At 37.3% G+C, this 12,936-nt stretch carries 2 protein-coding genes; both read right to left on the reverse strand.

Annotation, left to right across the window (positions count from 1 at the left end):
* Window positions 1-55: 55 nt before the first annotated feature.
* A complete protein-coding gene (locus HMPREF1252_RS08445; protein ID WP_023060101.1) occupies window positions 56-7,510 on the reverse strand; it encodes an Ig-like domain-containing protein in 7,455 nt (2,484 codons plus the stop codon).
* A gap of 82 nt (window positions 7,511-7,592) precedes the next feature.
* Entirely contained in the window at window positions 7,593-12,485 is a 4,893-nt protein-coding gene (locus HMPREF1252_RS08450) for a Cna B-type domain-containing protein (RefSeq protein ID WP_023060181.1), read from the reverse strand.
* Window positions 12,486-12,936: the final 451 nt, after the last annotated feature.

Raw genomic sequence — 12,936 nt, forward strand, 5'->3', positions numbered from 1 at the left:
TTTTCCTTTCAATTATTATATATTAGGGGGACAGAATCCCCCTAATATATAAGGTTTAATTAATCTTAACCCAGAACTTTCCTTCGTTAAATTCACCTTTCTTTGTAGCCTTTAACTCAATGGTAGTTCCTGGTTTTATTTTTTCTCCCAATCTATAACTGTATGTTCCAAAACCATTTGTTTTAATAGTATCTATTGATATATCATTAATAAATATTTCAACATCACAATAACTTGGGTATGTCGTAATAGTTATCCTTTGATCACCAACTCTAGGGTCTTTAAGACCAACTTTTATAGTTTCTTTCCTTATTCTTTCTAAGGCTTTTTCAATTTTAGTTGTAGACTCAGTAATCTTAGTATTATTCTTTAGGTTTTCTTTTCCTTCCTTGATAGCTTTTTCTAGCTCTCTTCTGTCCTTACCTGGTTTATCCTTGTAACCTTCTTTTTGAGTTTCTTCTTCTGCTTCTTTAATAATATCTTTAAGCTTTTGTCTTTCTTCGTCTGTCTTTCTCTTATTTTCAATAGCTTTTTCGATTTCTTTTTGAGCATTGTTTAACTCTTCTTGTGTTGGTGGTGTAGGATCAGTTCTCTTCTTAAGATTTTCTGCATCTTGAATTGCTTTTTCTAAGGCTTTATCTTCTGGTGTTCCGTCATTTGTCTTATCCAATGCGTCTTTACCATCTTGGATTGCTTTATCTAAACCAGAAGTGTCTACTCCTACTGTGGTTTCAGCATTATTAGAAGTCCAACCTGGCTTCTTAGCTACGACTCTAATTACATCGCCGTCTTTGAATTCTGTTGTACCTAGATAGTTATAAGTTCCGTCAGAGTTTACTCCTACGCCTTCCTTGATAAGGTCGTATCCACCTTGAGCATTCTTCTTATATATGTCAACTGTTGAAGCATTTTCTGCTGTACCAGCTACAGTTTTTTCACCAATCTTAATTGGATTGATAGTTGGCTCTGGTAATTTTTGTCTTTCTACAACTGTTTGTGGGTCTGACTTGCTTCCGTTACCTGATTCGTCTTTAACTTCTACTGTTACCATATCTCCAGTCTTAACAGCTGGGTCAACAGGGATAACTAGTTTTCCATTTTCTTCAGTAACTTCTTTTCCATCAGTAGTCTTCCACTTACCATCGCTATCTTTTTCAACAACTACAGTTTTCTTTGTAGGTTGTTCGCCAGGTTTAGCTAGTACTTCAACTTCAACTGTTATTGTCTTAGCGTCTTTTTCAGTAGGTGTCTTAACCTTGATGTCTTTGTCGCCGTCAACTGGTTGATCAACTTTTGGTTTTGCTGGTGCTTCTGTATCTGCTGCTTGACCAACTACTTCTTTAGCTGTTGATGGTGTAGTTGTATCTGGGTCACCCTTAGATTCAACTTCAACAACATTGTATTCGTCAAGTTTTAACTTACCTTCTGTTGGAATTGTAAGTTTTCCAGTTTCTTCATCTTTTTCAACTGGTTTTCCATCAATAGTCCAGTTACCGTTGCTATCTTTTTTAACAGTAATTGGTGTTGAACCTTCTGGAGTGTTGCCACTCTTGTCAGTTTCTGTGATTACAAGCTCTGTAGCATTGTCTGCTGGTTTAACTGTAATGTTTTTAGATTCAGCTTTTATAGAGTCGATTATAGCCTTGCCAACTTCAGTTTTGTCGTCAGCTGTGCCGTTGTTATCAGCATCTCTTACTACTTTTGCAGTCGCTGCTTCTGATAGAGTCTTGTCAGCATCTTTTGCTTTGACTTCAACATCTGCTCCAACTGGAAGCTTAACCTTTAGGTCTACAGTCTTAGTAGCGTCATCACCTGCTCCGATTTCAAAAGTTTCTTCTTTTGTTTCACCATTTACAGTATATTTTACATAAACTGTTGTCGGCTTGTTCTTAACTGTGAATTTAACAGTTGTCTTATTCTTTGCAGTTTGTGTTGCTTGTCCAGTTGAACCCACAGTGTTTTGGTTAGCTGCAAAGTCGATTGTTGGAGTTGGTGTTTGAAGCTCTTTAACTTCAAGTTTTTGATTTGTTGAACCGATTTTTTCTCCAACTTTTACATCGATAGCCTTGCCATCGTGATCTTTTTCTGTTAGTTCAAGATCTTTAATAGCTTTTCCATCAACTGTTGCTTTGATGTCTGCAACTTCTTCATTATCTGCATTTTTGAATTTGCCTGTTTCATTGTCGTAGTCAAAGATTTCGATGCCACCCTTGTTGTCCCTTACAACAGCTTTTAGACCTGTTCCAACTAGTGTTTCTCCTTGAGTGTAAGACATTTTTTCAGGTGCGATAACTTGGATATCTTTAACATCTGTTAAATCAACCTTGCCACCGTCTGGTTTGCCGTCGTTGTTGAAGTCGTTGAATACTGTTGTGGTTTGTGGTTTAGATATTGTCTTAGGTGCGTTTGTTGCATAGACTAAGATTTCTGCACCATTGTCTAATGGTTTATTGTTGTATTTAGCTTCAAGAGTGTAAGTTCCGTCATCATTTACTTTCAAGTTTTCAACTGTAACTGGTTTTTCTTCACCATTTACTTTTATAGTAACTGTGATTACTGCACCCTTTTCAGTTTTACCTTTAATAGTTGTAAATGTTGGTTTGCTACCTACGTTTGATGCGATAGCTGCCGGTCTTTCTGTTTGACCTGCTTTGCTGTCGTCTTCTCCATCGTTATCAGAATCTCTAAATACTTTAGCTGTTGCTGGTTTAGATTCTTTCTTACCTTCTTCTGTAGCTGTAACTTTGATTTCAGTTTCAACTGCTTGCTTAGTAATTTCAGCTGTGAAATTGCCATCTTGATCAACTATTACTCCACCCGCTGGTGTTAAGTCTGTCTTACCATCTGCTGAAGTAATCTTAACTGTTGCACCTGGTTTTACTTTACCAGTCACTGTAGTTGTTGTTTTTTCTTTGTCAGTAACTTTCTTAGGATCACCTTCTTCAGTGTTTTGATTCATAGCCTTAACATTTTCAGGTGTGGCTGAGAATTCGTCTTCGTCAGCAGTTTTGTTTCCGTCAGCGTCAAGTTGAACCACTACTTGTTTATCTGCCTTAACAGTTGGTTTGTCAGTAGCTTCTGCTCCTGTAACTGTAACTGTTAAGTCCATTTTATTAGTTTTGCCTTCAGGTGTCAAGCCAATTTCTTCATTGTTAGCTGGTTTGATAGTTACATCATTCATCTTAGCTAATTCTTCTGCTGTGTATGTTGCAGATTTTCCAGAGTCGTCAGTAAATTTAACTACTAAACCCTTTGTTTCGAACTTAGCTTTTCCATCTGTTGTTTTAACCAAGTAATCCATCTTGTCTGGATTCTTGATTATTTCAACTTTTGTAGCTTTCTTGATGTTGAATTTTTCTTTGTCATCCTCTACACCGTTGCCGTCTTTATCTTCTTTAACTATAGCTTCTGTTGGTTTTGACTCTTGTTTTTCTCCATCTTTTGCAGTTACATTTACTTTTGTATCTATATCAAGAGCTCCAGCGCTTTCTTGACCAGTCTTGCCATTCTTAGTTGCTTCAATAGTATATTCGCCTGTTGTTGGATTTGCTATTGTTTCTCCAACTACTGTTTCGCCAACCTTTGCTACAACTTTTGCTCCTGGTACTGCTTTACCTGTAATAGTTGTTGATTTTGGATCTTTGCCAACGTTAAGTGCTTTAGCTGTTGGTGCTGGTGTCTTTTCGTCTTCATCAGCGATACCATTGTTATCAGCGTCAGTTTTGTATTGAGCCGTGATTTCTGTAGCTGTGTCTGACTTAGTAAATGTTCCTATTAGTGAAGGTTTCCATCCTGTGTGAACTTTACCTTCATTAGCTATTACCTTTGGTGCCTTTGTTGTAAGGTCAACTTGTACATTAGGTCTAACCCATACTGATTTTTCAGTAATAGGAGTTTCACCATTTTTACCGAAGTTTCCGTCAGACCCTGCCATGAATTTAACTTCTTGGAAGCCTGCTACAGGTTTATCTGAAATATCTGACTTAGGTTCATACTTAGCAGTATGAGTTTGATTATCAGCGTATTTTGTTTGAACAGCTGGATCCCATCCGTTAAATACAAAGCCATCATTAGCAGTTACTTTCGGTGCGTTGAAGTTTACTTCTTCGCCCTTCCATACCCAGAAAGTATTTACTTGATCTTTACCATCGATTTGTTCAAATTTACCTTGATCGCCTGGTAAGAATTCTACTTTTGCGTAGTTTTCTGCATCGCGAGGATCTTCCGTTACAACTTTTGCTTTATATTGAGCTGTTACTGTTAGTCCTTCTTTTCCTATAGCTGTTGTATCATCTTTGTCCCAACCTGTGAACTTATATCCTTCTAATGCTGTTACTGCTGGTTTTTGGATATCAGCTAATGTCTTGTTTTTATCTGGATTTACCCAGTAAATAGTTGTTTCTTCTGAAGAGATTACGCCATGGTCACCCTTCTTGAATTCAACTTTTACAAAGTTGTCTGGTACATCTGGTTTTTTGTCGCCAGGTTTTTGTTCAACAACGTCCTTGCCAATATAAGTGTATTGAGCTGTGAATGTGAAGCTCTTGTTGTTTTCTTCTGTTCCTGTAAATGTTTCAGGAATAGCTGGATCCCAGTTTGCATCCTTTTTAGCTTCGTAGTTTGCATTCGGTTTAATTGTTGGAGCGTTTAGTACAGTCTTTGCAGAACCATCTTTAACTAAGAATTTCGTCGTTCCTTCAAGTTTACCGTGATCGCCCTCTTTGAATTCTACTTTTACATAGCCTTCTGGAATAACTTCTGGGAAGTTATCTTTTATTTCTACAACCGGTTCTTTAACAACTAGAGTCATAACGAAGGTTCCTTCTGCTCCAGATTTATCTTTTGCAGTATAAGTTACTTCGTAAGTGCCTGCTGTTTGATTAATAGTAGAAGTATCTGTAACTTTTGTTTTATTTCCTTTAGCATCAACTTTTTGAACTGTATAAGTGAAGGCTTTTTCGCCATCCTTTGCAATATCAGTTTCGCCATCAGCATCTGTAACTGTGATGCCTTCTTCTAAGTTAAGGGTATCGTCTTTAAAGATTTCTTTGTGGCTTGTAGTGCCTTCAACTTTAGGTGCAGTGTTGCCTGTTAGTGCTTCGATAGCTTTCTTGATGTTTTCATAGGCTGTATTTAGTTTGCCTTGGCCATTTGCATCAACTGTTACAGTTGATATAACCTTTCCTTTATCATCAAATAAATTATCAGCTTCATCAAGAGCAGCTTTTAATTTCTTTACTAAATCTTGGTTAACGCCTTTTTTACCGTCAAAGTTCTTAAACACTTCTTTTCCTGTTGGAATTATTTCGTTAAGCTTGTCTGGGTTTAGCTGAACTTTTTCAGTAACTGGAGCTGATTCTGTTTTTGATTTAGGTAGGGTTACTACTACGCTGATGTCTTCGCCTGCAATTAGTGGGTTTTTTACCCCTGCTACAAAGGAACCATCTGCGTTAGCAAGTGTTCTGCTTAATACATCGTTGCCTTTTTTAATGGTTACAAGTGCGCCGTCTAAGCTTACAGGGAATGCATCAGAATTTGAAGATGCTGTGATCTTACCCTTAACCGTTGTATCTCCATCTCTTAGAGGATTTTCATTACCAGCCGCCTTATCAAAAGCTACTGTAACTGTATTTGGCTTAACAATAAGTTTTTGGTTTGGAACTTCTAATGTTGAACCATCTTTGAATGTTACTAGTAGTGTACCTACTTTATCTCCTGCTTCTGCAGTTGTTCTTGATGATTTATCAGTAACTGTTGCATCTGAAAGAAGTGCTTCGAATTCAGCTTTCTTATCTGCAGTTGTATTGTCTGCAAGTGCAACACCCTTGTGCCAGAATTCTTCTGTTAATTCTTGGCCTTGTAGGGCTGTTGTGTCTACTGCCTTAAGTCCATCTTTACCGATTTGTGTTGCAGCATCTTCTGCTGCTGTTGCCTTAAATGTTGTTGCCTTTGTGATTTCCTTTGTCCAAGGTTTTGCAATGGGCTCCATACCAGTTGCTGGATTTTCAGCTTCTGTAGTCCACTTTGGATTTTTGTGGCCAGCTGCAGCTTCTAAGTCTGGGAACTTGTCTCTTGCAAGTTTTGAACCTTTGAATACACCGTAGGATTTACCATATAAAGGATCTTCTGCAATAGTCTTGTCCTTGATTACCTTAACTTCGAATACTCCATCTGGAAGTTTTTCGCCTGGTGTGATTTCTCCACCATCTGCAAGGTAAACTGCCCAATAGTCTGTATCAGCTACTTCACCTGCTGTTTTATCTGTAGGAAGTGCTGGATTCCATTTTAGGAATTTCTTGCTATCATCTTTACTACCATTTAAATATGCAGTAGGATTTTTAACTTTTGCAATTTCTGCTAGTAGGTCTGTGTCCTTAAGTTCTGTGCCTTCTAGAACGTCGATTACTTTAAGCTTTTCACCATTCTCGAATTTACCATCTTGGGCATTTGCACTTGTTTCAGCGTGGAAGCTTAAGCGTTTGTATCCGTCTGGTGTCTTTGGTAGGTCGCCGTGTTCGTCTGGTGTTGGAACGATAATCTTAGGTTGTGTAGCAAACTCAATGTAGCCACCAACTTTTTTCGTTTGACCATTGATTTCAACTTCTTGTCCTAGAGGCTTATAAGTGATTTTGTTTAGCTTATAAGTCTTGTCGCCAACTTTTAATCTTTTATTTGCGTCAAGTTGTGTTGTAAGGCTTAATTCCGGATTGTCTCCAGCATCATTTAAGTCTGCAACATTATCTCCTGCAAAGTCATCAAGTGTTCTAATATTAAAGGTCTTTGTATTTGCTGCTAGAGTAAAGTCATGCTCCTCTTCTAAAGTAAGCCTTAATCCTAAGGCTTGATTAATGTTTTCTTGAAGTTCTTTTCCATATGGGTCTACAACTTTTAAATCAATTACTGGGTGTATGATTTGAGTTAACTCAAATTTATAAGTCATGTCTTGACCCAAGTTGAAGTTTGTTGTGTTGTTAGCTCCTACATAAACTCTTAGTGCTATATTGTCCTTAAGTTTAGGGATTTCTGCTTCAACATTTCCATTACCAAAGTCCTTTGGAAGATAAAAAGTTTCAGTTTTTGTAGTCTCTCCTGCTTGGAAGGTCATAGTTCTTGTTTCAGTTCTACCACCTAATTCTTTGAAAGTGATCGTTACATCAAATGAACCTACTTCAGTTAATGCTGAAGGGTCAAATTGATCTTCTTCAAGGTTTAGGCCCATTGTGTCTAGACTAATCTCAACTTTTTGAGCTACAGTATCACTAGAACCGCCTGCTTGTTGAGTTGTTGCCCCAAAAAATCTTTGTCTTCCTGAAAAGAACCTAAGTTGTGACTTTTGTCCTTTTACTTCTCCCAGATTGATTATTTCCTTGTCTCCGACAGTCTTAATGTCAGTTATTTCTTTCCTACCACTGTTAGCCTCTGATGCTGCAAATGCATTGAGTGGCACGGATGTAAATATCATGACAAGAGCCAAAAGCAAGGTTATTAATCTCTGTTTTGTATTGTTCATTCTTTCTCCTTTTTTTAACTTGTGGGGAGGGATTTCCTCCCCTATTTACTTCTCTCTTTCTATTCTATTTAAACCGCTATAATTATTGACCTAGTACTTTTGCATAAGGGTTAGTGTAAGCACCTGCTGCATTGGTACCGATGATTTCAATAATATCTCCAGGTGTCAATTTATAGCCATCGTTAAATTTAATTTTAGTGTACTTCTTGCCAACCGTTTCTGTAGCGGTATGGATTGCCTTGTTCTCATATCCTGCAGCTTTTGTTCTTACAGCTTCAAGGTCACTTGCATTGTAAATTCTTACAGTAACAGTTACTCCTTCTTCAGAGGCTTTTACTTGAACGAAGTCTTTACCGATACGTTCTTTACGAACCATGATGTCGATAATCTTAGTAGCATTATAGGTTGGCTTAATAGGATCGCTTGTGTTTCCATACCTATCTTCAAGAGTAATGGTTATATCACTAAATCCTTGACGCTTTAACATTTCAATATCAGCTTTAACTTCAGTTGCTGTATCAACACGAAGTGTTTGAGTTTGGCCTGAATTATCAACATATTTTATTACAATTCTGTGTGAGTCTTCTTTGAAATTGCTTAATTCCATATCAACCCAGCGTCTCCAAAGTTCATCTTTTGCATTTGCAACTGCTGATGGAGCTGTTAAGTCAAGGGTAAATCCGTCTGAGTAGTTAGGCTTCTTGCCTGCTTCGTCAGATTGGATAACAAGCTCAATTCCTTTTTCTTTCAATTTGTTGATCTCTTCGAATTTTTTTTCCGGTATTAATATTTGCTTTTTAACTTCTGTTCTGTCGTCAGAAACCATATCTTTGTCTAGAACAACTGGATCGATATCGCCCTTAGCATCAACCGGTGCTAGTGGAACGAATTTCTTTACTCCATTTTCTTCTGTGAAGTAGCCTAGAGTATATTTTGATCCTGCCTTAGGTGGTAGAAGCGGATGGTTTGGTACGTTGAATTCTACAACTGCGTTGCCGCTCTTATCCTTTGGAAGTTGTACTTTTTCTACTACTTTGTGCGAAACTGGTTGTGCTTCAACTGTAGCTTCTGCAACTGTAGATGGAGTTTCTGCTTCGCCAATTACTTTGAATTGTTGGGCTTTAACTTTATCTCCTGGGTTCATTAGTCCAGTGTTAATAGTGATTACGCCATTGGCGTCTACATTTACAGTTCCTGTGAAAGTACTGTTCACTTGGTCATAAACTAATGTACCACCAGGGTTTTTAGAAACTACAACTGTTTTTCCATTTGGTAGAGTTGTTACGATCTTGCTTGGATCACCAACTTTTCTAACGACTACTTGTGTAGCATCGTACTTAATCGGATCAATTGTTGGTGGTTGAACATCTACCTTCTTGTTCGTAAGTTTGATGCTGTAACCGTAAGTGTCGAAGTATTTCATCGTCTTATTTTCGTTAGGATTAATAAGACTTCCATCTTTTGTATAGTGACTACGTAATGTAGCTGCTGACATGGCATCTACACCGTCTGTGTTTACAAGTTGAACCTTGTATCCACCTAGACCCTTGTTTTGGTTAGTGTTTACTATAGTTGCTCCATAGTCTTTATAGCTAATGCTTCCATTGTTGAACTTTTCTATCGTTGACTCTGTAAGCTCTACTGCAATGTAGGACATTCTGTGGCCTGCTTCGTCATAGGAAGGTAGGTCGTTCCAATTTAGTTTGCCAGTTTCTGGAGTTGCGCTTGTTAAAGCTTGAACCGTTCCCGGTACCGGTCTATAGACTGCGTTTTGGTCTACGATTTCAAATCCTGCAGCTCCCACTGCTGGTCTTGCTAGAAGCCCAACAGATAGCTTGCCAATATTCTTGTCTTTATCAGTTCCTTCAGCCCAAACTTTTTCAACATCTACGTGATAATTTTTCTTCCAAACTGCATATAGGTCTACACCGTCTCTAACTTGGTCTGGAGTTAGTGGAAATTGGTCTCCATCACGTAGGTAGTTGTCAACATTCACGCCAGTTCCTGTTTTATTTTCATCAGGAATATCCGCATTAGGATTGGTTGAGTAACCTACTAGTGAATAGCCTTCCATCTTGAACTTAGGATCTGACCAGTTCTTTTGTAGACGCACTGAACGGTCTGTAAGGTTTTGTTCTGTTAGTGATTGTGTTACTGTTTCGTCAGTTTTACCTGCTAGTCCAGCTGGTGGATTAGTGTGGAAAGTTACAAGTGGTGAACCATAAGCTGCGTAAACAGTCATGTTTGCAGTAATCGGTGAAGTGCTTGTAAATATTAAGTTATCTCCACTTAGATACTTGTCTACTGAATCCGCTTCTTTTAATTTTATGAAAGCTTCTGTAACTTCTTGTGGTGTACCTGTTAGTTTTTGAGTTGTCCAACCTAGGAAAGTCTTACCTGAAACTTTTGGCGATTCTGCTACGAACTTTCTAAGGTCTAAAGCTTTTTTAGTTCTTTCTAATTCGCCTTTAAGTTTTGTCTTCTTTTCACCTGATGCTACTGCAATTTGTTTTTCTAATGCTGCAATATTTTCTTCATATTTCTTGCCGTTGTGGTCTGCTAGCTTAACATTCTTACCTTCAAAACCGTTGGCTACATAGCCTTCTACATTGGCAAATTTCTCGTTCATCGGCGCTATACGCACAACTTCTTCTTGTTGGTTAGTTCTATTAGTTATATACGCATGTTCTGTACCCACTTTTTGTTCTTTATCTACACCCTTGTAAGATAGAACACTTTGGTCAAGGGTACCACCGTTTAAATCAAATGTTACTTTAGCTTGAACTTGTTCCATTACAGGATTTTCACTTTCAAGTGCATTTGATAAGACGTCTTGGTTTGTAAAGTAAAGTGGCATGTCTTTTGTTGCCCAATATTTTGAGTCTATCTTGTGGTCTGTGTCATTTGATGCCGATGTCCATTCAAAACCTTGAACATTGTCGCCGTTAACGTTCATTTCTATCTTTTGGTCTGATGCTTGAATCGTTCCCAGTCTCTTTGCTGTAGTTACTTTCTTTTTGTCGGCATCGTATGGATATACAAAAACCCTGTCGTATTTTGAACGACCTGTTAGGTGTTCTGAGTCTGTAAAGATTTCGTCTATATCAGGCGCGTCAGCTGTTCTTGTTAAGATACCGCCGCCAAAGTTTTCTTGACGAGATACCATTAATGGGTCGTGGTTATCGATAAACAATGTTTGTTGTGGATCATTTATCTTTTGGCCATCTTTAAAGATTTCGCCCTTTTCATTTCTTGTGTAACCTTTTATAAGAGGTCTTTCAAATCTGTATGTCTTTTGCTTTGTTACTTTGTTTCCTCCATCATCTAGAGCTGAATAGTTGAAAGTAACTGTCATACCTGGGGATATCTCCATACGCTTTGTCTTTCTTGAGAAGATCGTTAAAGGTGTGTCCTTTTTAATCTTAATATCAAATGGAACTGATACAGTCATTTTTTTGTAACCACTTCCAGTTACATATGAAGCCTTATCACCAGTCGTTCTTATTCCAAACTTATATTGGTCATCGCCTATTTGTATGACAGAACCATTGGTATCAAAAGTAGCCAATGTTAAGAAGTCACGTCTACCGTCAAATTCAATTTCGATTGTGTCACCACGTCTTAAGTCTATATCTTCATTTCTTGGAACGGATTTGAATTCTTCGATACCTGTTGGGTTAGTAGCAAATACTGTTGAGAAGAATTCATAAGATACAATATCTGTAGATCCGAAACTTTCTTTTAGCTTGTCTTTGTCTATAAAGTACCTAACTACAGTAGATGTACCATAGCCTGTTAAGGTTGTACCTGTTCTCATGAAGGTAGTATTAGGTGTGTTATTTGTAACCTTAACTACTCCTACATCCCCAATCTTTTCAATATCATTTATTGAATAGTCAATCCTATTAGCAGGTAGTGGAACTGTGGGGTCTTTAGATGGGAAGCTTACTTTATCTTTATCATTAGCAGCAAAGATTTGAGCTACTGTTCCAGACTCGTCTTGTGGCTTTAGGATATCTATAAAGCTTTTATCGAAGGTTTGCATAAAGCCGTAGTCACCTTCGTTTCTCTTATCACCTGCGTTAAAGGCACCACCAGAGTCTGCAGTAGAACCTACAGCACCTTGGGTCCTTCTTGTGTATACATCGACATATCCTTTTTCTTCATTATATTTAATATATGAAGAAGCTGATTGGAAAGTGTTTTCTGAATTACGAGCAACGTCCGTATTTAGAATTCCTTTTTTAAGGTCTACCCTTACAGGTACGAAAGTCGACATAGTGTAGGATGAATATGGAACCTCTTCATTTTCTGCTATAGTTGTAGAATAAATTTGTTCGAATTTGCTATCCATAAGCCTCATTTGGATAAGAGGGTTTTCCTTTAGCGTTTTAACCGTCTGACCTTCTTTAAGGACTAGGTCGATTGGGGTTTCAAAGTTTACCCCTAATAAACCTGTTCTTACAGTTTGGGTTCCTTTTTCACCAACACTTACGTATCTAAGGTTACCTGAACCACCTTGTTGAGCAGATAAGGGTTCAAATTTTATAAACTCTTTATTAAAGTTATAGCCGTCGTGGTTGTTTGGGAATTGTTCAGTTCTCTTTTTACCAATACCTGATAAGTCCCAATCAATTAGTTCATTTAGATTGTTGTCTGGCTTAAGTATAAGTCTTAGCCAAACATCTGTAACAGCTCCTGAGTATCCAGAGAAAGCAAGTCTTATAACTTCTCTGCCGTCTGGTCTAGTGTAGCCCCCGATATATCTAAGGGATGGGTTCTTTAAAGTTTCTGCAGTAGATACTTTAACCAGTCTACCTTGGTGAGGGATTGGCCAGTATCTAGCTGTTTCAACGTCGTCTACCCAGTTGGCTGGTTCGACTTCTGCGAAAACATTTAGTGGCAGTGTTCCTATTATCATAATAAGTGCTAAGAAAAAAGCCAAAAATCTTTTGCTTGTTTGTTTGTTATACATTCTTTCCTCCTTTTAATGAATAATTTTATTTTATATAAATAAAAGACCATAAATTTATAGTGGTCTTTGAATCTTACAAATATAAAAATTTAGTCAATAATATTAGGCAGTCATAGATGTAAGATTGTGTTTTGTATTTTTTATGATATCACCTCTTTACTATTGTACTATATGAATTTAGTCTAGTTTAAAGCCGTGAAATGGTACAATATTCTTTTAGAAAATTAATCCCACGATAACTTGGTAAATTATTATCGTATAACGCTAATATTTTCAGTAATTTTCTATAATTATTTTACACCATATTCACATATAATGCAAGGAAATATCATTATTTTAACAATAATTTTATATAAATAAGTATTTATAAATTGTAATTATTAGCGATGTAGTAGCTGATATATTGCGGATTATATGTAAAATTTTCGTTTTTTTCGTTTTTCGTTTTTTT

This window comes from Peptoniphilus sp. BV3AC2 (assembly GCF_000478945.1).
GTDB classification, from domain to species: domain Bacteria; phylum Bacillota; class Clostridia; order Tissierellales; family Peptoniphilaceae; genus Peptoniphilus_B; species Peptoniphilus_B duerdenii.

Bases quoted from the DNA above. Each gene is read 5' to 3' on its own strand.
- HMPREF1252_RS08450 (WP_023060181.1), bottom strand. From the start codon at position 12,485: ATGTATAACAAACAAACAAGCAAAAGATTTTTGGCTTTTTTCTTAGCA.
- HMPREF1252_RS08445 (WP_023060101.1), bottom strand. From the start codon at position 7,510: ATGAACAATACAAAACAGAGATTAATAACCTTGCTTTTGGCTCTTGTC.